Origin of the sequence: Streptomyces sp. NPDC058464 (assembly GCF_042721035.1) — a bacterium.
GTDB lineage: Bacteria > Actinomycetota > Actinomycetes > Streptomycetales > Streptomycetaceae > Streptomyces.
In genome coordinates, this window is record NZ_JBHXMA010000009.1 from 116757 (window position 1) to 138436 (window position 21680).

Sequence of the window (21680 nt, forward strand, 5' to 3'; positions counted from 1 at the left end):
TCACGCGTGTAGCCAACACCCACCTGACCAAAGGGTGTTGGGCCACACCGTGCTGCCACCCCCCGCATGAAAGGCCACCCCCCGCATATGGCCAGAACCCTCCCCACGGCTGTCTCCATAGCCGCGCTGACGCTCTCCGCAGGCCTGCTCACCGCCGCTCCCGCACAGGCCGCCACCGGCACCGTCACCGGCCTCGCCGGCAAGTGCCTCGACGTCGCCGGCGCCAACTCCGCCGACGGCACCGCCGTCCAGCTCTACGACTGCAACGGGACCTCCGCCCAGCAGTGGACCCGCGGCAGCGACGGCACCCTCCGCGCCCTCGGCAAGTGTCTCGACGTGACCGGCAATTCGACCGCCGACGGCGCCAAGCTGCAGCTGTGGACCTGTAGTGGCGGTGCGAACCAGCAGTGGACCGTGTCGTCCGCGAACGACATCGTCAATCCGCAGGCGAACAAGTGCATGGACGTCACCGGCAACAACTCCGCCAACGGCACCCGGATACAGATCTGGACCTGCGCGGGCACCGCCAACCAGAAGTGGACCGCCCCGGCGGCCGACGGCGGCACCACCCCGTCCTCGCCGATGGCCGTGGCGCCGTACCTCTACAACGGCTGGGGCGACCCGCCGAGCCCGACCACGATCACCAACGCGACCGGCGTGAAGTACTACACGCTGGCCTTCGTCCTCAGCAACGGCTACTGCAACCCGCAGTGGGACGGCAGCCGGGCGCTGACCGGCGGGGTCGACCAGAGCACCGTCAACACCGTGCGCGCAGGCGGCGGTGACGTCATCCCGTCCTTCGGCGGCTACAGCGGCAACAAGCTGGAGAGCTCCTGCTCCAGCGCGAGCGAGCTGGCGGCGGCCTACCAGAAGGTCATCAACGCCTATGGCGGGCTCAGAGCCATAGACATCGACCTGGAGGCCGACGCCTACAGCAACGGCACCGTGCAGCAGCGGGTCGTGGACGCGCTGAAGACGGTGAAGGCCAACAACTCCGGCCTGAAGGTGTACATCACCATCGGCACCGGCCAGAGCGGCCCCGACACCAGCCTGATCAACCGGGCCGCGTCCTCCGGGCTGACCGTCGACGCCTGGGCCATCATGCCGTTCGACTTCGGCGGCGCTGGCCAGAACATGGGCAACCTCACCACCCAGGCGGCCGAGGGGCTCAAGAACGCGCTGAAGAACGCGTACGGCTACAGCGACGACACCGCCTACCGGGACATGGGCATCTCGTCGATGAACGGCATCACCGACAACAGCGAGACCGTCACGGTGGCCGACTTCCGCACCATCCTGGCCTACGCCCAGCAGCACCACCTGGCCCGGCTCACCTTCTGGTCCGCCAACCGCGACCGGCCCTGCACCGGCGGCTCCGCCGACAGCTGCTCCGGCGTGAGCCAGTCCAACTGGGACTACACGCGCGTCTTCGCCGGATACACCGGCTGACCCCCTGCCCAAGCCGCCTTCAAGGAGAACCAGTGCCTTCCCTTCCCCGGCGCCGCAGATCGACGGCCGCCGCAGCGGTGGCCGTCGTCGCCGCCTCCCTGCTCACCGCGGCGGGCGCCTCCTCGCCCGCGTCCGCCGCCACGCTGCCCACCGGCAACACCACCCTGCTCAACGCGGCCAGCGGCAAGTGCGTGGACGCCAAGGCGGCCGCCACCGCCGACGGCACCGTCGTCCAGCAGTACACCTGCAACAACACCACCGCCCAGCAGTGGAGTTTCACCTCCACCAGCGACGGCTACGTCCGGATCAACAACGGCAACAACGCCAACGAGGTCCTGGACGTCACCGGCGTCTCCACGGCCGACAACGCGGCCGTCCAGATGTGGACCTACGGCGGCGGCACCAACCAGCAGTGGCTGCCGGTCGACGACGGCGGCGGCGCCTACCACTTCGTCAACCGCAACAGCGGCAAGTGCCTCGACGACCCCTCCGCCTCGACCGCCGACAGCGTGCAGTTCGTGCAGTACACCTGCAACGGCACGCAGGCCCAGCGGTTCCAGGTCGTCCCGGTGACCCAGTCGAGCAACCCGGACCTCGGCTCCAACGTGGTCGTCTTCGACCCGTCGATGTCCGCGTCGACCATCCAGAGCAAGCTGGACTCGATCTTCCAGGCCCAGCAGACCAACCAGTTCGGCTCCCAGCGCTACGCCGTCATGTTCAAGCCCGGCGCCTACAGCGCGGACGTGAACGTGGGCTTCTACACCCAGGTCCTCGGCCTCGGCCTGTCGCCCGACGCGGTCTCCATCAACGGCGCGGTGCACGCCGAGGCCGACTGGTTCTCGGGCAACGCCACCCAGAACTTCTGGCGCGGTGCCGAGAACCTCTCCGTCAACCCGACCAGCGGCAGCGACCGGTGGGCGGTCTCGCAGGCGTCCGCCTACCGCCGGGTGCACCTGCGCGGCGGCCTCGCGCTGGACGACGGCGGCTGGTCCAGCGGTGGCCTGATCGCCGACAGCCAGATCAACGGGCAGGTCAACTCCGGTACCCAACAGCAGTGGCTGACCCGCAACTCGCAGCTCGGCAGCTGGACCGGCTCCAACTGGAACATGGTCTTCGTGGGCAGCACGGGCGTGCCGTCCACCACCTTCCCGAGCCCGCCGGACACCACGGTCGCGCAGAGCCCGACCACCCGTGAGAAGCCGTTCCTGTACGTCGACGGCTCCGGCAACTACCAGGTGTTCGTGCCGTCCACGCGCACCAACACCTCCGGCACCAGCTGGAGTTCCGGCACTGCGGCCGGTTCGTCGCTGTCGCTGGACAGCTTCTACATCGTCAAGCCGGGCGCCACCGCGTCGCAGATCAACGCGGCCCTCACGGCGGGCAAGAACCTCCTGGTCACCCCGGGTGTCTACCACCTCGACCAGACCCTCCAGATCAACCGCGCCGACACCGTCGTCCTCGGCCTCGGCCTCGCCACCTTCGTCCCGGACAACGGCATCACCGCCATGAAGGTCGCCGACGTCGACGGCGTCAACATCGCGGGCCTGCTCTTCGACGCCGGCACCACCAACTCCTCCACCCTGGTGGAGGTCGGCCCGAGCGGCTCCTCGGCCTCGCACGCCAGCGACCCGACGTCCCTGCACGACGTGTACTTCCGCGTCGGCGGCGCGGGCGTCGGCAAGGCCACCACCAGCCTGGTCGTCAACAGCGACAACGTCATCGGCGACCACATGTGGATCTGGCGCGCCGACCACGGCACCGGCGTCGGCTGGACCACCAACACCGCGGACACCGGCCTGGTGGTCAACGGCGACAACGTGACGATGTACGGGCTGTTCGTCGAGCACTTCCAGAAGTACCAGACCATCTGGAACGGCAACGGCGGCAAGACGTACTTCTACCAGAACGAGATGCCGTACGACCCGCCGAACCAGTCGTCCTGGATGAACGGTTCGACCAAGGGCTACGCGGCCTACAAGGTCGCCGACTCGGTCACCAGCCACCAGGCGTACGGTCTCGGCAGCTACTGCTACTTCAGCACCAACTCGAGCGTCGTCGCCGATCACGCGATCGAGGCGCCGACCAACTCGAACGTCAAGTTCACCAGCATGGTGACGGTCTCCCTCGGCGGCACCGGCACCATCACCCACGTCATCAACAACAGCGGAGGACCGTCGAACTCGTCGACCAACGTCGCGAACCTCACCTCGTATCCGTGACCGTGGCCCGGTGAGCGGACAACGGGTGCCCCGGCGGATCTCCGCCGGGGCACCCGCCTTCTGTCACGTCTTCTGTCACGTCTTCTGTCACGACGGCGCGTTGTGCCGGGACCGCGCCGCACGCGCCGCGGGCCGGTCCTTCGGCTCCTGCTGGTCCGGTGCCGGCCGGTGACCGCCGCGCAGTGCGGAGGCCACCGCGGAGACCAGGGCCATGCCGGCGGCCACGCCGAAGACGATGGCCAGGCCGTGGTGGAAGGGCCCGGAGACCAGCTGCGGGAAGAAGGTGTGCCCGGTCAGGACGGACCGCTGGGCGTGGGTGACATGGTCGAGGACACCTTCCGAGGCGAGCAGGTGCTCGATCGGGTTGTTGCCGAGGAACGTCGCGAACAGCGTGCTCACCGGCGGCAGCGCCGCGGCGTGCGCGGCGGAGGCGGCCGGCACGCCGTGCGCCACCAGACCGCTCTTCAGCGTCGCCGGGAGGGAGGAGGCGAGCCCCGAGACCATCAGGGAGAAGAACACCCCGATGGACAGGGCGGTGCCCGAGTTCTGGAAGGTGGACCGCATCCCCGAGGCGACACCCCGGTACTCGGCCGGCACGCTGCCCATGATCGACGAGGTGTTGGGCGCCGAGAACATGCCCTGGCCGAGGCCGTTGAGCAGCAGCAGCGCGGCGAACAGCCCGTAGTCGAAGTCGACGGGCAGCGCGAGCAGGCCGAAGAAGGACGCCATCACGACCAGCAGCCCCGCGGTGGAGAAGAACCGGGCGCCGAACCGGTCCGACAGGTACCCGGACACCGGCCCCGCGATCAGGAACCCCAGCGTCAGCGGGAGCATGAAGATGCCGGCCCACAGCGGGGTGTCCTCGAAGTCGTAGCCGTGCAGCGGCAGCCAGATGCCCTGCAGCCAGATGATCAGCATGAACTGCAGGCCGCCGCGCGCGACCGAGGTCAGCAGGGCGGCCACGTTGCCCGCGGCGAACGCCCGGTTCCTGAAGAGCGCCAGGTTGAACATGGGCTCGGCGACCCGCGTCTCGACGACACAGAACGCCAGCAGCAGGGCGACGCCGCCGATCAGGCCGGCCAGTACCCACGGGTTCCCCCAGCCGGTGGCGCTGTCGCCGTAGGGCTGGATCCCGTAGGTGATCCCGGCCAGCAGGATGCCGGCGCCGGCCGCGAAGGTGAGGTTGCCGAGCCAGTCGATCCGGCCGGGCCGGCCCGCCGAGGTCTCGCGCAGGCTCAGGTACGACCAGATCGTGCCGGTGATGCTGACGGGGACGCTCACCCAGAACACGGCACGCCAGTCGACGACGGCGAGCAGTCCGCCCGCGAGCAGCCCGAGGAACTGGCCGGCGAGCGCGGTGATCTGGTTGATGCCGAGGGCCATGCCGCGCTGCCGGGCCGGGAAGGCGTCGGTGAGGATGGCCGCCGAGTTGGCGGTGAGCATGGACCCGCCGAAGGCCTGCACGATCCGCCACAGGATCAGCCACAGGGCGCCGGCCCCGGCGCGGAACGGGTCGAGCGACAGCGCGACCGAGGCACACGCGAAGATCAGGAACCCGAGGTTGTAGATCTTCACCCGCCCGAACATGTCGCCGAGCCGTCCGAGCACGACGACCAGGACGGCGGACACCAGCAGATAGCCGAGGATCATCCAGAGCAGGTAGCCGATGTTGCCCGGCGCCAGCGGGTCGAGCCCGATACCGCGGAAGATGGCCGGCAGCGAGATGATCACGATCGACGCGTCCATCGTGGCGATCAGCACGCCGAGCGTGGTGTTCGACAGCGCGACCCACTTGTAGCCGGGCCCGGCCGGGGTGTCCTGGTGGCGGGCCGAGCGCAGGGCGGCGGACCACCCGCGGCCGCTCACAGCCGCTCCGCCAGCCGGTCGAGGAGCGGCAGGGCAGCCCCGAGCGTCGCGCGCTCCCGCTCGGAGAACGTGTCGAGGACGGCCGCGAGCCGCTGGACCGACTCGGAGCGCCGCTCGGCGAGCACGGCCCGCCCCTCCTCGGTGACGGCCACGATGCTCCGCCGCCCGTCCGTGGCGTCGGGGGTACGGCGGACCAGACCGCGCTGTTCGAGCTGGGCGAGGGTGCTGGCCATGGCCTGCGGCCGTACCCGTTCCGTCTCGGCGAGGGCGGTCGGGGAGTCCGGACCCTCGCCCGCGAGCCGTGCAAGGACGGACACCCCCGACAGGGACACGTCCCCCACGGCATGCGCCTGCCGCAGCCGCCGCGTCACGCGGCCCACGGCGAGCCGGAGCTCGGACGCGAGCCGGGTGGTGTCGCTCAGATCGCTAATGCGCCCGTCATCGGCGGCCATGTCTGTCTTCACATGTACTAACACTAGGTTTATCAGTCTGGACTGCTCAACCAGACGTTAGTAAACCCTGCCGGACCGGCGTGACGACAGTCACGAACACACTCCCCGCCGGTTGCGTAGGCTGCTCTCCGTAGAGCCCTTGACCTGCATAAACGCAAGCAGGGAGCCGAACCTTTGGAGCACTCAATGCTGCGCACCATGTTCAAGTCCAAGATCCACCGGGCCACCGTCACCCAGGCCGACCTGCACTACGTGGGGTCGGTGACCATCGACGCCGACCTCCTCGACGCCGCCGACCTACTCCCCGGCGAGCTGGTCCACATCGTCGACATCACCAACGGCGCCCGGCTGGAGACGTACGTCATCGAGGGCGAGCGGGGCTCCGGGGTCGTCGGGATCAACGGGGCGGCGGCCCATCTCGTGCATCCCGGCGACCTGGTGATCATCATCAGCTACGCTCAGGTCACCGACGCCGAGGCGCGTACGCTTCGGCCGCGGGTCGTGCACGTCGACCACGACAACCGGGTCGTGGCCCTCGGCGCCGACCCGTCCGAGCCGGTACCGGGCTCGGACCAGGAGCGCAGCCCGCAGGCCGTTTCGGCCTGACCGGCGGACCAGGAGGGCGACATGAGCGACATCGAGATCCGCGACGACCGGGCGGCCGGGCGTCTGGAGGCGGTCGCCGGCGACGAAGTCGTCGGCCACATCGAGTACTTCGTCCTGGAGTCGCCCTCCCGGGCCCTCGTGCCCGTCCACACCATCGTGGAGCCCGAGCACGAGGGGAAGGGCATCGCCGGTTCCCTCGCCCGCGAGCTGTACGCGATCTCCGAGCGCGAGAAGACCCCGGTGGCCCCGCTCTGCCCGTACGTCGTCCGATGGGCCGAGCGCCACCCCGACGTGGCACCGACGCCGGACCCCGAGCTGCTGCGCGCGGCGAAGGAATGGCTGGTCGCCCACCCCGGCCGCTTCTGAGCGCTCCCCGATGCTCGCCCTCCTCCACACCTCGCCGCTCCACGTCCCCGTCTTCGACGCCCTGCGCGACGCGCACCACCCGGGTCTGGAGCTGCGCCACTCCGTGGCCCCGGACCTCCTGTCCCGGGCCCGCCGGGAGGGCCCCGAAGCGGTGGCAGAGGACGTCACCGCGGCCCTGCGGCAGGCAGCGGCCCCCGGCGTACAGGCCGTGCTCTGCACCTGCTCGACGATCGGCGAGGTGGCGGAGCGGGCGGCCGCCCGGGTCGGCGTACCGGTCATCCGCGGCGACCGGCCGATGGCGGCCGCGGCAGTGGCGGCGGGCCCCCGCATCGCGGTACTCGCGACGGTCGAGAGCACCCTGCCGCCCACCCTGGCCCTGCTGGACGACGAGGCCCGCCGCGCGGACCGCCCGATCCGGGCCCGCGCCGAGCTCGTACCGGACGCCTGGACCCGCTTCGACGCCGGCGACATCGAGGGATGTGCCCGCCTGGTGGCAGCGGCGGCGGACTCCGTGCTCGACGCCGACGTGATCGTCCTGGCCCAGGCCTCCATGACCTCGGCCGCGAACCTCACCACCACCACGGTCCCGATCCTGTCCAGCCCACGCCCGGGCCTCGCGGCGGGCGCGGCAGCGGTCGACCGGGGGAGTGCGCGAGCCCCGCTCGGGTAAATGGGGCAGTAGACCCCCAGAGGCGATATCGAGCCACTGGCCGGAGGACGCCATGACAAACCCAGTCCCGAACCCCGACCCCGCACCAGCCCCCCACCCTCCGGACCCCTACCCCAGCCCGGTCCCCACCCCCGAACCACCCCCGGCCCCCGCGCCGCCCCCACCACCCCCGCCCCCACCACCCCCCACCCCGATCCCAGACCCCACCCCCACCCCGGAACCGGGCCCACCCCTCACCTGACAACCGGGCTCAGCCACCGCTTGGGGGCGCGGGGAACGGCGCAAAAAACGAGACGAGCCCGCACCGGAAGTACGAGCCCAGCCACCGCTTGGGGGCGCGGGGAACGGCGCAAAAAACGAGACGAGCCCGCAGCCGAAGCACGAGCTCAGCCCACCCCAGGGGCGCGGGGAACTGCGCGAAACCGCAGCCCGCCCGCACCCCACACCGACGACCGGCCCTACGCCGTGACCTCCGAGCGGTCCCCGCCCCACAGCGTGTGGAACGCCCCCTCCCGGTCCACCCTCCGGTACGTGTGCGCCCCGAAGAAGTCCCGCTGCCCCTGCGTGAGCGCCGCAGGCAACCGCTCGGCCCGCAGCGCGTCGTAGTACGCCAGCGCCGCCGAGAACCCGGGCACGGCGACACCCTCCCGCGTCGCCGCGATGATCACCTCACGCCAGTCGTCCTGCGCCTCCGCGATCTCCCGCGCGAACGTCTCGTCCGACAGCAGGCTCGGCAGGTCCGCCCGCGTGTCGTACGCCGCACGGATCCGGTCCAGGAACGCCGCCCGGATGATGCAGCCGCCCCGCCAGATCGAGGACACCGCCCCGAGGTCGATGTTCCAGTCGTACTCGTCGCTGCCCGCCTGGATCTCGTGGAAGCCCTGCGTGTACGACACGATCTTCGACGCGTACAGCGCCTGCTCCACCCGGTCCGCGAACGCCGCCGCCTCCGCCTCGGACAGCGCCGTCGGCTTCGGACCGGCCAGCCCGCGCGAGGCGGCCCGCAGGTCGGCGTGACCGGACAGCGAGCGCGCGAACACCGCCTCGGCGATGCCCGACACCGGCACACCCAGGTCGAGCGCGATCTGCACCGTCCAGCGGCCGGTGCCCTTCTGCTCGGCCTGGTCCACGACCACGTCCACGAACGGCTTCCCGGTCGCGGCGTCCACGTGCGCCAGCACCTCCGCCGTGATCTCGATCAGGTAGGAGTCCAGCCGGCCCGTGTTCCAGGTACGGAAGATGTCCGCGATCTGCGCGGGGGAGTACCCGGCGACGTCCCGCAGCAGCTGGTACGCCTCACCGATCAGCTGCATGTCGGCGTACTCGATGCCGTTGTGCACCATTTTCACGAAGTGCCCGGCCCCGTCGGGACCCACGTGCGTCACGCAGGGCGCACCGTCGGCCGCCTTCGCCGAGATCTTCTCCAGCATCGGGCCCAGCGAGTCGTACGACTCCTTCGGCCCGCCCGGCATGATGCTCGGCCCGTGCAGCGCGCCCTCCTCGCCGCCGGACACGCCCATGCCCACGAAGTGGATGCCCTGCTCGCGCAGCGCCTTCTCGCGGCGCCTGGTGTCCGCGAAGTGCGCGTTGCCGCCGTCGATGATCATGTCGCCGGGTTCCAGGAGCGGTGCGAACTCCTCGATCACCGCGTCCGTCGGACCGCCCGCCTTCACCATGATGACCAGCCGGCGCGGCCGTTCCAGCGCCTCGACGAACTCCTTGGCGGTCTCGGCCGCGATGAAGTCGCCCTCGTCCCCGAAGTTCTCCACCAGCTCGTGTGTCTTCGACACCGTGCGGTTGTGCAACGCCACCGTGTAGCCGTTGCGCGCGAAGTTCCGGGCGAGGTTGCGGCCCATGACCGCGAGACCCGTGACGCCGATCTGCGCCGAAGTGCTCATACCGACTGCTCCTCAAGAATCAAGTCGATCCCATAGAACGTGCGAGGGATGCTGCCGCCGCTCATGCCCGCCAGTATTGCCCAAAGGCCATCCTGACCCGCCGTCCGACCGGCCGCACACGCAGATACGGATCACACGGGCCCAACGGCTCAGTAACCTCGTGAAACGCTTCTCCCGGCTGCCGTGGGAGGCGTGGGGCTGACGGCACGTCAATGTGTTTGCGCTCCGCATTCCTTCGGAAGAGGCGGCTGATTGCCGTCTTGTCATGGCCTGTTCGGGCCGCTTACTTTTGGCCTTCCTGACGCGTGTGGCGAGGGGGGCTTCAGACATGGCCGAACGCGGTCGGCACCGCCGGTACCAGCCGAACAGGATCAACCGGGCCTCGCTCACCGTCACGGCGGGCGGCGCCGGCCTCGCGCTCCCGCTCGCCGCCGCCACAAGCGCCGACGCGGCCTCCGTGTCCACCTGGGACAAGGTCGCCGCCTGCGAGTCCAGCGGCGACTGGGGCATCAACACCGGCAACGGCTTCTACGGCGGGCTCCAGTTCACCCAGTCCACCTGGGAGGCCTACGGGGGCACGAGATACGCGCCACGCGCCGACCTCGCCACCAAGGACCAGCAGATAGCGGTCGCCGAGAAGGTCCTCGACGGCCAGGGGCCGGGCGCCTGGCCGGTCTGTTCGGTACGGGCCGGCCTCACCCGCGGCGGCGACACCCCCGACGTGCACACCGAGAGCTCCGCCACCCGCCCCGCGACGAACTCCGCGAAGAGTTCCACGAAGGGCGCCGCGAAGGGCTCGGCGAAGAGTTCCGTACGGGACGTACAGCCGCAGACCACGCCGCAGTCCCGGGCCGGCCAGTCCGAGATGTACACCGTGGTGCGCGGCGACACGCTCTCCGGGATAGCCGAGGACCACGACGTGGCCGGGGGCTGGCACCGGCTGTATGCGGCGAACCGTACGACGGTCGGCTCCGACCCCGACCTGATCCTGCCGGGACAGCGGCTGAGCCTCACGGGCCAGGCCGCCAAGGCCGAGCCGCAGACGAAGGCCGAGACCAGGACCAAGCCTCACACGCAGGCCAAGAGCAAAGGCAAGACCAAGACCAAGACCAAGACCGAGACGACGTCGGCCGCCACCCGCACCGGACACTCCCTCGTCGCCCCCGTCGACGCCCCGATCGGCACCCCCTACCACGCCTCCGGTTCGCACTGGTCGAAGGGCTACCACACCGGCGTCGACTTCCTCGCGCCCACCGGCACCTCCGTCAAGGCGGTCGAGGCCGGGCAGGTCGTCACGGCCGGCTGGGGCGGCTCGTACGGCTACCAGGTGGTGATCCGGCACGCCGACGGCCGTTACACGCAGTACGCCCATCTGTCGGCGATCTCCGTGCGGGCCGGGCAGAGCGTCTCCACCGGCCAGCGGATCGGCCGCTCGGGCTCCACCGGAAACGCCACGGGCCCGCATCTGCACTTCGAGGTGCGGACGGGGCCCGGATTCGGCACGGACATCGACCCGGTCGCCTATCTCCGGGCCGGCGGCGTCAGTATGTGACCCGCGTACGGCGCCGGTCGAGAAGCGGACCGTGCACGTAGTCGGCGGCGGGCAGCAGGACGTCGGGCACGTCCGGGACCACCACGTCCGGTACCGCGGAACCCGACCGCTGCTGGGGCATCTCGATCAGTGGTGCCGGCGCGGGACGCGTGGGGCCGTCGCCCGCCGAACGGACCTCCGCCGACCCGGCCCCCGCCGTCTCCGCCTGCGCCGCGTCGGCGCGCGCCGCACCGGACTGCGCCAGGCCCGCCTCGGCCAGTTCCACCAGCGCCTCGACCAGCGGTTCGGGCGACACCTCGGCCACGGCGGGCTCCGGCACCGGCACCGGCCCGTCCGGGTGCGGGGCGCGCTCGATGCGCTCGGTCGTCAGCAGGATCAGGCCGCCCGCCGCCACCACACCGCAGCCCAGCGCCAGCAGGGTGCCCGTCGCGCCGTAGCGGAACGTCTCGCCGAACATCGTGATGCCGACCGCGGCGGCCAGCACCGGGTTGACCACGGTCAGCGTGGCCAGCGGCGCGGCGAGGCCGCCGCCCCGGTAGGCGGCCTGGGAGATCAGGACGCCCGCGACGGCGTAGGCGCCGATCACGGACAGCCAGAGCAGGTCGGCCGTGGCGATCCCGCCGTCCCAGTCGATCGCCACGACCTTGGTGAACACCGAGGACATGCCGAAGGCTATGCCGGACGCGGTGGCGAGCAGCACGCTGCGCACCGCCGGGTGCCGGTGCGCGGCCCGGCCCGCGATCATCAGGGCGACGACCGCCGCGCCGGTGACCACCGCGACCCCGATCCGCCCCGCGGAGGCCAGGGTGTGCGAGTCGGAGGACCCGACCAGGGAGAGCAGACCCGCCAGACCGACGGTGGCCATGATCGCGCCCCGCCAGGCGGTCGTCCCGGCCCTGCGGCCGACGAAGAGGGCCGCCATGGGCAGTGCGAACACGATGGTGAGCGCGCCCAGCGGCTGGACCAGGCTCAGCGGCCCGTAGGCCAGCGCCACCACGTGCAGCAGGCCGCCGAGGCCGTTGAGCGCCATCGCCCCCCACCAGCTCGGGCGGCGCAGCGGCGCGTACTGCTCGTCGGGGGAGGAGACCGCCACCTGCTCCTGCATGATCGCTCCGCCGGCGTAGGCGACGGCGGAGACGAAGGAAAGCAACACGGACAACGCGAGGGCACTCATACTCGGCTCCTCTGCGTCAGGCGGGACCGCGCGGCCCCGCGCGGTGATCGGTCGGCTTCCATGAGCAACACTCTGCCGGTCCGGCTGCTTCCCGTCGTCGTACCTGAGCACCCAATGGGTCCTACTACCGATGGAGTACGAAGGGATCCCGATCATCCCCAGGGTGGGGGCCGCCGGGTGGAGGAGGCGTGCGCAGGGGTCCCGGGAACCCTGGTAGTACTGCTGTTCGTGGACCCGTTCGTCGACCTGGACCCCGATCTCGCCGCGCTCCGCCCGCTCGGCGGGTTCTTCGTCCTGCGGACGGTCCGCTCGCAGGTCGCAGACCCGGGCGCGGCACGGGTCGGGGCGCTGGCGACGCTGGCAAAAGCCTATGAAAAACTCACATCGGATGTTTACGAAAACTCCCTGACTTTCCGTATTGACGCCGTTTCGGGGCGTCTCGGGGTCTCCGAACCCCGGGTCGCCGCCTCCATCGCCCACCAGGCGCTGGCCGCGCGGCTCTGGTCCGTCGCCCTCGGCTGCGCCGTCCGCTACGGCCGCCTCCCCGACCTCGCCCCGGACCTGCTCCGCTGGGACCCCGCCGGCACCGCCCCCGACGACCTCTGGCTCACCGAGGTGCGCCCGCTGCCCGGCGGCGCCGACCCGGCCGCGCTCGCCGACACCGTCGTGCAAGCCGTCGTACCCGGCCATCTCGAACCCCTGGGGGAGGCCCTGAGGGACCGCTACGGGATCGCCGCCGGTCTGCTGTGGGGCAACGCGGGCTCGGCGCTGGCCGGTGCGGCACGGGAACTGGACCGCTGGGCGCGCGCGAACAACCGTGCGGAAGCGGCCGCCCGGACCCGTACCCTCACCGACGCTCTCTTCGCACACCCCCTGCTGAGCGCCTCCGGCACCCGCACCGGCCTGGCCTTCCGGCGCCGCAGCTGCTGTCTCTACTACCGGGTACCGGGCGGCGGGGTCTGCGGTGACTGTTGTTTCACACAACCACCGCGCTCTTCCCCGCGCGCCGCATCTGGGTGACCATGGAACAACCGGCCGTGGAGAGCGAGGGGTTGCGGGTGCGAGTCGGACTGCTGACCCGGGAGTACCCCCCGGACGTCTACGGCGGCGCGGGTGTTCACGTGGAGTTCCTCGCCCGTGAGTTGCGGCCCCTGGTCGACCTCGAAGTGCACTGCTGGGGCGAGGGCCGCGGGGTCGGCGTCGTCCGGCACCGCCCCTGGTCCGCCCTGGACACCGCCAACGACGCGCTGCGTACCTTCTCCGTCGACCTGGCGATGGCCGCGGGCCTCGAAGGCCGCGAACTCGTCCACTCCCACACCTGGTACGCCAACCTCGCCGGCCATGTGGCCAAGATGCTGTACGGCGTCCCGCACGTGGTGACCGCCCACTCGCTGGAACCGCTGCGCCCCTGGAAGGCCGAGCAACTCGGCGGCGGCTACGCCCTGTCGAGCTGGGCCGAGCGCAGCGCCATCGAGGCCGCCGACGGCGTGATCGCGGTGTCCGGGGCGATGCGCACGGACATCCTCGACTGCTACCCCGCCCTGGACCCGGCGAAGGTCCACGTCGTGCACAACGGCATCGACACCGCCCTCTACCGCCCGGACCACGCCACCGACGTCCTCGCCCGGATCGGCATCGACCCCGGCCGCCCGTACGTGCTGTTCGTCGGCCGGATCACCCGCCAGAAGGGCGTCCCCCACCTGCTGCGCGCGGTACGGGACATCGACCCGGCGGCGCAGGTCGTGCTGTGCGCGGGGGCACCCGACACGCCCGAGATCGACCGGGAGTTCCGCGAGCTGTTCGCGGAGCTGAGCCGGGTCCGCGAGGGCGTGCACTGGATCCCGCAGATGCTGCCGCGCGCCGACGTCATCCAACTCCTCACCCACGCGGCCGTCTTCGCCTGCCCCTCGGTCTACGAACCGCTCGGCATCGTCAACCTGGAGGCGATGGCCTGCGGCACGCCCGTGGTGGCGTCCCGGGTCGGCGGTATCCCCGAGGTGGTCGAGGACGGCAAGACCGGCCTGCTGGTCGACCTGGACGACGACTTCGAGGGGGGTCTGGCGCGGGCGCTGGACGCCGTCGTCGGCGACCGGGAGACGGCCCGGCGGATGGGCGAGGCCGGACGCGAGCGCGCCGTCGGGGAGTTCGGGTGGGACGCGGTGGCCCGGCGCACGGTCCGGCTCTATGAGGAGATCCTCAAGCAGGCGTAACGACAGGCGTAACGAACAGGCCGCCTGTTCGACGCGATCCCGGTGCAGGCTTAGCGGATGTGCTCCCAGGGCAAGCATGGAGCACCAGGGTGAGGGGAGCGGCCATGCGTCGTGGTGGACCTTCGGTACTCGGGATCGTGCTGGCCGGCGGAGAGGGCAAACGCCTGATGCCGCTCACAGCCGACCGGGCCAAACCAGCGGTCACCTTCGGCGGTACCTACCGCCTGGTCGACTTCGTGCTGTCCAACCTGGTCAACGCGGACGTGCTGCGCATCTGCGTGCTGACGCAGTACAAGTCGCACTCGCTGGACCGGCACATCACCACCACCTGGCGGATGTCCAGCCTGCTCGGCAACTACGTCACCCCGGTCCCGGCGCAGCAGCGGCTCGGCCCGCGCTGGTACCTGGGCAGCGCGGACGCCCTCCTGCAGTCCCTCAACCTCGTCCACGACGAACAGCCCGACTACGTCGCGGTGTTCGGCGCCGACCACGTCTACCGCATGGACCCCCGGCAGATGCTGCAGCAGCACATCGAGGGCGGCGCCGGCGTCACGGTCGCGGGCATCCGCATCCCGCGCGCGGAGTCCTCGGCGTTCGGCGTGATGACTCCGGGCTCGGACGGGCAGACGATAGAGACCTTCCTGGAGAAGCCCGCCGACCCGCCGGGCCTGCCGGACGCCCCGGACTGCGTCTTCGCCTCCATGGGCAACTACATCTTCACCACCAAGACCCTGGTGGAGGCCCTGCACCGGGACGCCGAGGACGACGACTCGGTACACGACATGGGCGGCTCGATCCTGCCCCAGCTCACTGCCCGCGGTGAGGCCCAGCTCTACGACTTCGGCACCAACCACGTCCCCGGCGAGACCAGCCGCGACCGCGGCTACTGGCGGGACGTCGGCACCCTCGACGCGTACTACGACGCCCACATGGACCTGATCGCCGAGCGGCCCGCCTTCAACCTCTTCAACCGCAGCTGGCCCATCTACACCCACTCCAACCAGCTCTCCCCGGCCCGCTTCAACTCGGGCGGCATGGCGAGCGAGTCCATCATCAGCGCCGGCTGCCTGATCCGGGGCCAGGTCACCCGGTCCGTGCTGTCACCCGGTGTGCGGGTCGACCCGGGCGCGGTGGTCCAGGGGTCGGTGCTGCACGACAACGTCATCGTGGGCCGCGGCGCGGTGGTGCGCAACGCGGTCCTGGACAAGAACGTCGAGGTCCCGCCGGGCGCGACGATAGGCGTCAACCCCGACCGGGACGCGGAGCTGTACACCGTCTCCAAGGGCGGGGTCATCGGCCTCGGGAAGGGACAGCTGGTCACGTAGGAGCTGCTCGAGGCCTCGCTGCTTGAGGCCTTGCTGCTCGAGGCCTCGAACTGCCGGAGTCGGCGCCGGACTCGGTAGTGTGCCTTCGTATGACCGACTCCGGGATCGAGATCACCGCAGAGCTGGTGCACGGTCTTCTAGAGGACCAGCATCCGGACCTTGCGGGGCTGCCCGTCCGCGAGGTGGCGGGCGGCTGGGGCAACCAGATGTGGCGCCTCGGGGACGAGTTGGCCGTGCGTATGCCGCGCATGGAAGGTGCCCCGGATCTCCTGCGCAAGGAGTGCCGGTGGCTGCCCGTCCTGGCCCCGCGCCTTCCGCTCCCGGTTCCGACACCCGTGCGGATCGGCGAACCGTCCGCGCGCTTTCCGAAGCCATGGAGCGTCATGACGTGGGTTCACGGCGAGCCGCTGGACCACACCTCGATCAGTCGCGGCGACCACGCGGCAGACACCCTGGCGGGCTTCCTCAGGGCGCTCCATGTGGAGGCGCCCGCCGAGGCGCCGGCCAGTACGGACCGCGGCGCTCACCCCAAGGAGTGCACGGGCGGCTTCGAGGAGTTCCTGCGCGCCATCGCCCCCGGCGGTCTTTCCGCCGACGCCCGTGCCGTCCGGGCCGTCTGGGACGACGCTGTCGCGGCCCCCGAGTGGGAGGGCCCGCAGGTATGGCTGCACGGTGACCTCCATCCCGCGAACGTCGTCGTCGCGGACGGGACGCTCTCGGGCGTGATCGATTTCGACGCGATGTTCGCCGGCGATCCGGCGTGGGACCTGGCGGCCGCATGGGTGCTGCTTCCCGCGGGCGCGGGCTCACGGTTCTTCGAGGTGTACGCGTCTGCGGACGAGGCGACGATCCGGCGCGCCCGCGGGCTGGCCGCCATGAAGAGCCTCTTCCTCATCCTCATGGGCCAGAGCGGGGACCGGGGCCTTCCCGGCGGCAAGCCGGCCTGGGGACCCGCGGGCCGGGCGGCGCTCGACCGTGTTCTGCAAGGTGTGTTGACGTAGGTACGGAGTGACGATGGGTACGCTGAACGGCAGAACGGCTCTGGTCACCGGCGCCGGGCGCGGGATCGGCCGGGCCATCGCCCGCCGTCTCGCGGCGGACGGTGCGCTCGTCGCCGTGCACTACGGCAGTGACGAGTCCTCGGCCCGGGAGACCGTCGCACTGATCACCGAGGCCGGCGGGCACGCCTTTCCCGTGCATGGTCCGCTCGACGCGGCCGACGACATCCGAACGGTGTACGAGCGGCTCGACGTCGGCCTGCGCGCACTGGGCGAGCCGACCGCGCTGGACATCCTGGTCAACAACGCCGGCTTCAACATCGGCGGCGGTGTCCGCGAGGTGACCCCGCAGGACTTCGACCGGCTCATGGCCGTCCACGCCAGGGCGCCGCTCTTTCTCGTGCAGGAAGGACTTCCGATACTGCGCGAGGGCGGCCGCATCATCAACATCAGTTCGGCGGCCACCCGTGTCGCCCTCCCGTCCTCCCTCGCCTACACCATGGCCAAGGCGGCCCTGGAGGCTCTGACGCACACGCTCGCCAAGGAACTGGGGACCAGGCAGATCACGGTGAACTGTGTGGCACCGGGCTTCGTCAAGACGGACCTGAACCGAAGGCGCTGGGCAACGCCCGAGGCCGAGGCTCAGCACGCCGCGTTCTCCGTGTTCGGCAGGATGGGGCAACCCGCGGACGTCGCGGACGTCGTGGCCTTCCTCGCCTCCTCGGACTCCCGCTGGGTGACGGGGCAGTGCATCGACGTGTCCGGCGGCTCGGCTTTGTGACGCCCATGGGCCGCCGAGGCCACACCGGCGGGCCGAGATCGAGCCGTTCCTGGGACTCACCTGCGCACACCTGAACTCGGGCGCGACGCGCTGCGAGTGAAAAACCGTCATTTGCCGGACTTTGCGGACCTCTCCCCTCACGATGCAGACAGCAATGTCGAACTTCGGAGGTCATCCGACATGAGAGGGACCAGTGGTATGTCACATACCACCGCGGCTCTCCGGCGCACACGGCTGTGCCTCGCCGGGGCGCTGACAGCGTCCGCGCTGCTCGCCACCCCCGCGGCAGGGGCCGCCGAACCGACCGACGGCCACCTCGCCGACCTGGTGAACCCCTTCATCGGCAGCCAGGACGAGGGCAACACGTTCCCCGGCGCGGCCGTGCCCTTCGGGATGGTGCAGCTCTCTCCGGACACCGGGCACAGCACCGGCTACGACTACTCCCAGCACCGGATCCGCGGCTTCTCCCTGGTCCACCTCTCCGGCGTCGGCTGCGCCATCGGCGGCGACCTGCCCGTGCTGCCCACCACCGGGGACGTCACGCAGACGGACTACGCCAAGTACGCCGCCGGGTTCAGCCATGCCGACGAGGCGGCGAGCCCCGGCTACTACCGGGTCGGCCTCGACTCGGGTGTGACCGCCGAGCTGACCGCGACCGCCCGCACCGGCGTTCAGCGCTACACCTTCCCGGCCACCGACCGGGCGAACGTCCTGTTCAACGCGCACCAGGCACTGCACAAGCCGGTCAGCAGCGAGGTCGAGATCCTGGACGACCACACCGTCCGCACCCGGATCACCGGCCATGGCTTCTGCCGGGAGACCGCCCCGTACACCGTCTACACGGTCACCCGCTTCAGCCGTCCCTTCACCGCGTACGGCACCTGGAACGGCAGCACGGTCACCCCCGGCGCCCGCACCGGAGCCCACGGCGCCTACGTCCGCTTCGACACCACCCGGGACCGTAAGGTCGAGGCGACCACCGCCCTGTCGTACGTCGACGCACAGGGCGCCGAGGTCAATCTGCGCGCCGAGGGCGGACGTTCGTTCGACACGGTACGGCGGCAGGCCCGGGACGCCTGGGAGCGGCGGCTGGGCGGCATCCGCGTCCAGGGCGGCTCCCCGACCCTGCGCCGTACCTTCTACTCGTCCCTGTACCGCACCTTCCTCGCGCCCAACGTCGGCGGAGACGCCGACGGCCGCTACACCGGCTGGGACCGCCGGATCCACCGCGCGCAGGGGTTCACCTACTACCAGAACTGGTCGCTCTGGGACACCTACCGCACCCAGGCCCAGGCGCTCGCCCTGCTCGCCCCGCGCGAGGCCCGGGACATGGCCCTGTCGGTGCTGAAGGTCGACGAGGAGGGCGGCTGGCTGCCCAAGTGGGGCTACGGCACGGTCGAGACGAACATCATGTCCGGCGACCCGGTCACCCCGTTCCTGACCACCGCCTATCAGACGGGCCTGCTCAAGGGGTACGAGGAGCGGGCCTACCGGGCGCTGCGGAAGAACGCCGACGGGGTGCCGCCGGCCGCCAACGCCGGGGTCGGCCGCGAGGCCAACGCCGAGTACCTCGCCGACGGTTTCGCGCCGTACCTCAAGGGCCGCCCGCACACCAAGGTGGGCGACTCCGACTACGACCACGGCGCCTCCGTCACCCTGGAGTACGCGCTGTCGGACGCGATGCTCGGGCAGATGGCCCGGGACCTCGGCCACGGCGCGGACGCGGCTCGCTACGCCACCCGGGCGCAGAACTACCGCAACGTCTTCGACCCCTCCACCGGCTTCTTCCGGGCCCGCGACGCCTCCGGCGCCTTCACCGGCGACCCCGACCCGGCCCGCGGCATCGGCTTCCACGAGGGCACCGCCTGGCAGTACCAGTGGCTCGTCCCGCAGGACCTGCCCGGCGTGATCTCCCTGATCGGCGGCGAGCGCGCCGCCAACGCCCGGCTCGACTCCTTCTTCGCCTACGACAGGCTGCTCGCCGACCCGGCGAGGACCGCGCGCGAGGTGTGGGTGCACGGCAACGCGTACGCCTACTACAACGCGGCCGTCTACAACCCGATGAACGAGCCCGACCTGATCGCCCCGTACGCCTACCTCTCCACCGGCCAGCCCTGGAAGACCACCGACGTGGTGCACGCGGCGCTGACCCTGTTCACCGACGGGCCGACCGGGATGACCGGCAACGACGACCTCGGCACCATGTCCGCCTGGAACGTCCTGTCGTCCCTCGGCCTCTTCCCGGTGCAGCCCGGCTACGGCACCTGGGGCCTGTCCACGCCCGTCTTCGACCGGGCCGACGTCCGCCTCGACCGCCGCTACTGGCCGAGCGGCGGGTTCACGGTGACCGCGCCGGGCACCTCCGCCGACCACCGGTACATCCAGAAGGCCCGCGCCGACGGTACCGACTACGGCCGTACGTATCTGACGACCGGTGCGCTGCGCTCCCTGCGGTCACTGGCGTTCACGGTCGGCCCGCGCCCGTCGGAGTGGGGTACGTCACCCGAGGCGGCGCCACCGGCGCTGAAGTGACCTCAGGTGCCCCATGAGCCCCGCCTCTTTCGGAGGAGGCGGGACTTAATCTGCTGTTAACTGAGCGTAGCGTGATCGTACTTGACCGTAATCATGAGTCGGCGTTTGACTGCTGATCCACCCTCCGTCGACGCGAGGCACCCCCTTTGAAGACTGCTAATGCTGACCTGCTCGCCCCTCTCGATCTGGCGTTCTGGAACATCGAGTCCGACCAGCACCCGATGCACCTCGGCGCGCTCGGCGTCTTCTCGGCGCACTCGCCGACCGCCGGCGCACACGCCGCCGACCTGCTCGCCGCCCGTGCCGCCGCCGTGCCCGGACTGCGCATGCGCATCCGCGACGTCTGGCAGCCGCTCGGGTTCGGCGGCGCCGCCCGCGAGACCGACCCGGACTTCGACCCCCTCAACCACGTCCGGCTGCACGCCCCGACCTCGGACTTCCAGGCCGTGGCGGGCCGGCTGATGGAGCGTCCGCTGGAGCGCGACCGGCCGCCGTGGGAGGCGCATGTGCTGCCCGGCGAGGATGGGGTGTCCTTCGCGGTGCTGTTCAAGTTCCACCACGCCCTCGCCGACGGGCTGCGCGCCCTCAAGCTGGCCGCCGGCGTCATGGACCCGCTCGACCTGCCCGTGCGCGCGCCCCGCTCGATCGAACCGCCGCGCCCGATGCTGGCACTGCCCGACGTGCGCAGGCTGCCCGAGTTGGTGCGCGGCGCCCTCTCGGACGTGGGCCGGGCACTGGACATCGGCGCCTCCGTCGCCCTGTCCGCCCTCGGGGTGAGCTCCTCGGCCGCGCTGACGTCCGAGCCCACCGGCACCCGGAGCGTCGCCGGGGTGGACCTCGACATCGACGACGTGCACCGGGTCCGCAAGGCCGTCGGCGGCACCGTCAACGACGTGCTGATCGCCGTCGTCGCCGGCGCCCTGCGCCGCTGGCTGGTCGAGCGCGGCGACGGCACCGAGGGCGTCGCCCCGCGCGCCCTGATCCCCGTCTCCAAGCGCCGCCCGCGCACCGTGGCCCCACAGGGCAACCGGCTCTCCGGGTACCTGATACGGCTCCCGGTCGACAACCCGGACCCGATCGCCCGCCTCGACCGCGTCCGCACGGCGATGGTCCGCAACAAGGACGCCGGCCCCAACCGGGGCGCCGGTGCCGTCGCCCTGCTCGCCGACCACGTGCCCGCGCTCGGGCACCGGCTCGGCGGGCCGCTCGTCGGCCAGGCCGCCCGGCTCTGGTTCGACATCCTGGTCACCAGCGTGCCGCTGCCCGGCGTCGGCCTGCGCCTCGGCGGCCACCCGCTCACCGCCGTCTACCCGCTGGCCCCGCTCGCGCCCGGTCAGTCCCTGGCCGTCGCCATCTCCACCTACCGCAACCGCGTCCACTACGGCCTGGTCGCCGACGCGAGCGCCGTCCCCGACCTCGACGTGCTGGCCCGCGCCGTCACCGACGAGGTGGACTCGCTGATCGCGGTCTGCGACCCATGATCCGGTCGGGTTTGGAGGTATTGCCCGGCGCTCCGTAAAATTCCCGGTTCGAAAGCGGGCGCGATACGGAGCGCCGCTGGTGGACCAGGGAAGCGGCAGCG

At 71.2% G+C, this 21680-nt stretch carries 17 protein-coding genes; 13 read left to right on the plus strand and 4 right to left on the minus strand.

All coding sequences use genetic code 11. The features are described from left to right. Nucleotides 1-87: 87 nt before the first annotated feature. Nucleotides 88-1449 (plus strand): ricin-type beta-trefoil lectin domain protein, encoded by a 1362-nt coding sequence (locus tag ACFWPQ_RS14815; protein WP_384033492.1) that lies wholly within the window; start codon nt 88-90, stop codon nt 1447-1449. Between the two features lie 32 nt (nt 1450-1481). Then, nucleotides 1482-3668, plus strand: a complete 2187-nt coding sequence (locus ACFWPQ_RS14820) for an RICIN domain-containing protein (RefSeq protein ID WP_384033494.1) — start codon at nt 1482-1484, stop codon at nt 3666-3668. Between the two features lie 87 nt (nt 3669-3755). Here the strand turns inward: ACFWPQ_RS14820 and ACFWPQ_RS14825 are convergent, their stop codons facing one another. Together ACFWPQ_RS14825 and ACFWPQ_RS14830 are read right to left on the minus strand one after the other, a co-directional pair. Beyond that, on the minus strand, nt 3756-5534 hold the full coding sequence (locus ACFWPQ_RS14825; RefSeq protein WP_384033497.1) for an MFS transporter: 1779 nt from the start codon (nt 5532-5534) through the stop codon (nt 3756-3758). Continuing rightward, nucleotides 5531-5986 carry a MarR family winged helix-turn-helix transcriptional regulator gene (locus ACFWPQ_RS14830; protein WP_384033500.1) on the minus strand — a complete coding sequence of 152 codons (456 nt, stop codon included), beginning with the start codon at nt 5984-5986 and terminating at the stop codon, nt 5531-5533. Before ACFWPQ_RS14830 ends, ACFWPQ_RS14825 begins: the two co-directional genes overlap by 4 nt. 186 nt (nt 5987-6172) lie before the next feature. On the opposite strand from ACFWPQ_RS14830, the gene panD reads away from it, so the two are divergent. Genes panD through ACFWPQ_RS14845 form a run of 3 tightly spaced genes read left to right on the plus strand, consistent with a single transcriptional unit; the run spans nt 6173 to nt 7628 of the window. After that, on the plus strand, nt 6173-6592 hold the full coding sequence (gene panD / locus ACFWPQ_RS14835; protein ID WP_362602480.1) for an aspartate 1-decarboxylase: 420 nt from the start codon (nt 6173-6175) through the stop codon (nt 6590-6592). 21 nt (nt 6593-6613) lie between these two features. After that, nucleotides 6614-6958 (plus strand): GNAT family N-acetyltransferase, encoded by a 345-nt coding sequence (locus tag ACFWPQ_RS14840; RefSeq protein ID WP_181805538.1) that lies wholly within the window; start codon nt 6614-6616, stop codon nt 6956-6958. A 10-nt stretch (nt 6959-6968) separates the two neighbouring features. Beyond that, entirely contained in the window at nt 6969-7628 is a 660-nt protein-coding gene (locus ACFWPQ_RS14845) for an aspartate/glutamate racemase family protein (RefSeq protein WP_384033503.1), read from the plus strand. 458 nt (nt 7629-8086) lie between these two features. Here ACFWPQ_RS14845 and gndA read toward each other — a convergent pair whose 3' ends face one another. Beyond that, nucleotides 8087-9526: an NADP-dependent phosphogluconate dehydrogenase gene (gene gndA / locus ACFWPQ_RS14850; RefSeq protein WP_384033506.1), complete on the minus strand. Its 1440-nt coding sequence runs from the start codon at nt 9524-9526 to the stop codon at nt 8087-8089. Nucleotides 9527-9854: 328 nt separating this feature from the next. Here gndA and ACFWPQ_RS14855 point away from each other — a divergent pair, with 328 nt between their 5' ends. Next, complete coding sequence (locus tag ACFWPQ_RS14855; protein WP_384033509.1) at nt 9855-11078, plus strand: transglycosylase family protein; 1224 nt, start codon at nt 9855-9857, stop codon at nt 11076-11078. On the opposite strand, the gene ACFWPQ_RS14860 is transcribed toward ACFWPQ_RS14855, so the two are convergent. After that, complete coding sequence (locus ACFWPQ_RS14860) at nt 11068-12252, minus strand: DMT family transporter (protein ID WP_384033512.1); 1185 nt, start codon at nt 12250-12252, stop codon at nt 11068-11070. The two genes, ACFWPQ_RS14855 and ACFWPQ_RS14860, sit on opposite strands and share 11 nt — an antisense overlap. A gap of 210 nt (nt 12253-12462) precedes the next feature. Here ACFWPQ_RS14860 and ACFWPQ_RS14865 point away from each other — a divergent pair, with 210 nt between their 5' ends. The 7 genes from ACFWPQ_RS14865 to ACFWPQ_RS14895 all read left to right on the plus strand — a co-directional run bounded on the left by ACFWPQ_RS14865 (nt 12463) and on the right by ACFWPQ_RS14895 (nt 21579). Continuing rightward, nucleotides 12463-13272, plus strand: a complete 810-nt coding sequence (locus ACFWPQ_RS14865; protein ID WP_384033804.1) for a (2Fe-2S)-binding protein — start codon at nt 12463-12465, stop codon at nt 13270-13272. Nucleotides 13273-13310: 38 nt separating this feature from the next. Further along, nucleotides 13311-14462 (plus strand): glycogen synthase, encoded by a 1152-nt coding sequence (gene glgA / locus ACFWPQ_RS14870; protein ID WP_384033807.1) that lies wholly within the window; start codon nt 13311-13313, stop codon nt 14460-14462. A gap of 104 nt (nt 14463-14566) precedes the next feature. Next, entirely contained in the window at nt 14567-15787 is a 1221-nt protein-coding gene (gene glgC / locus ACFWPQ_RS14875) for a glucose-1-phosphate adenylyltransferase (RefSeq protein ID WP_384033515.1), read from the plus strand. Nucleotides 15788-15876: 89 nt separating this feature from the next. Further along, nucleotides 15877-16788: an aminoglycoside phosphotransferase family protein gene (locus tag ACFWPQ_RS14880; protein WP_384033518.1), complete on the plus strand. Its 912-nt coding sequence runs from the start codon at nt 15877-15879 to the stop codon at nt 16786-16788. Nucleotides 16789-16801: 13 nt separating this feature from the next. Next, entirely contained in the window at nt 16802-17566 is a 765-nt protein-coding gene (locus ACFWPQ_RS14885; RefSeq protein ID WP_384033521.1) for an SDR family oxidoreductase, read from the plus strand. Between the two features lie 198 nt (nt 17567-17764). Then, nucleotides 17765-20098, plus strand: a complete 2334-nt coding sequence (locus ACFWPQ_RS14890) for a GH92 family glycosyl hydrolase (RefSeq protein ID WP_384033524.1) — start codon at nt 17765-17767, stop codon at nt 20096-20098. A gap of 221 nt (nt 20099-20319) precedes the next feature. Next, entirely contained in the window at nt 20320-21579 is a 1260-nt protein-coding gene (locus ACFWPQ_RS14895; RefSeq protein ID WP_384033809.1) for a wax ester/triacylglycerol synthase family O-acyltransferase, read from the plus strand. Nucleotides 21580-21680: the final 101 nt, after the last annotated feature.

What these genes read in the sequence shown, in the direction of transcription:
- ACFWPQ_RS14815 (WP_384033492.1), top strand. Translation starts at nt 88, where the DNA reads ATGGCCAGAACCCTCCCCACGGCTGTCTCCATAGCCGCGCTGACGCTC.
- ACFWPQ_RS14830 (WP_384033500.1), bottom strand. Translation starts at nt 5,986, where the DNA reads ATGGCCGCCGATGACGGGCGCATTAGCGATCTGAGCGACACCACCCGG.
- panD (WP_362602480.1), top strand. Translation starts at nt 6,173, where the DNA reads ATGCTGCGCACCATGTTCAAGTCCAAGATCCACCGGGCCACCGTCACC.
- ACFWPQ_RS14840 (WP_181805538.1), top strand. Translation starts at nt 6,614, where the DNA reads ATGAGCGACATCGAGATCCGCGACGACCGGGCGGCCGGGCGTCTGGAG.
- ACFWPQ_RS14845 (WP_384033503.1), top strand. Translation starts at nt 6,969, where the DNA reads ATGCTCGCCCTCCTCCACACCTCGCCGCTCCACGTCCCCGTCTTCGAC.
- gndA (WP_384033506.1), bottom strand. Translation starts at nt 9,526, where the DNA reads ATGAGCACTTCGGCGCAGATCGGCGTCACGGGTCTCGCGGTCATGGGC.
- ACFWPQ_RS14855 (WP_384033509.1), top strand. Translation starts at nt 9,855, where the DNA reads ATGGCCGAACGCGGTCGGCACCGCCGGTACCAGCCGAACAGGATCAAC.
- ACFWPQ_RS14860 (WP_384033512.1), bottom strand. Translation starts at nt 12,252, where the DNA reads ATGAGTGCCCTCGCGTTGTCCGTGTTGCTTTCCTTCGTCTCCGCCGTC.
- glgC (WP_384033515.1), top strand. Translation starts at nt 14,567, where the DNA reads ATGCGTCGTGGTGGACCTTCGGTACTCGGGATCGTGCTGGCCGGCGGA.
- ACFWPQ_RS14880 (WP_384033518.1), top strand. Translation starts at nt 15,877, where the DNA reads ATGACCGACTCCGGGATCGAGATCACCGCAGAGCTGGTGCACGGTCTT.
- ACFWPQ_RS14885 (WP_384033521.1), top strand. Translation starts at nt 16,802, where the DNA reads ATGGGTACGCTGAACGGCAGAACGGCTCTGGTCACCGGCGCCGGGCGC.
- ACFWPQ_RS14890 (WP_384033524.1), top strand. Translation starts at nt 17,765, where the DNA reads ATGTCACATACCACCGCGGCTCTCCGGCGCACACGGCTGTGCCTCGCC.
- ACFWPQ_RS14895 (WP_384033809.1), top strand. Translation starts at nt 20,320, where the DNA reads ATGCACCTCGGCGCGCTCGGCGTCTTCTCGGCGCACTCGCCGACCGCC.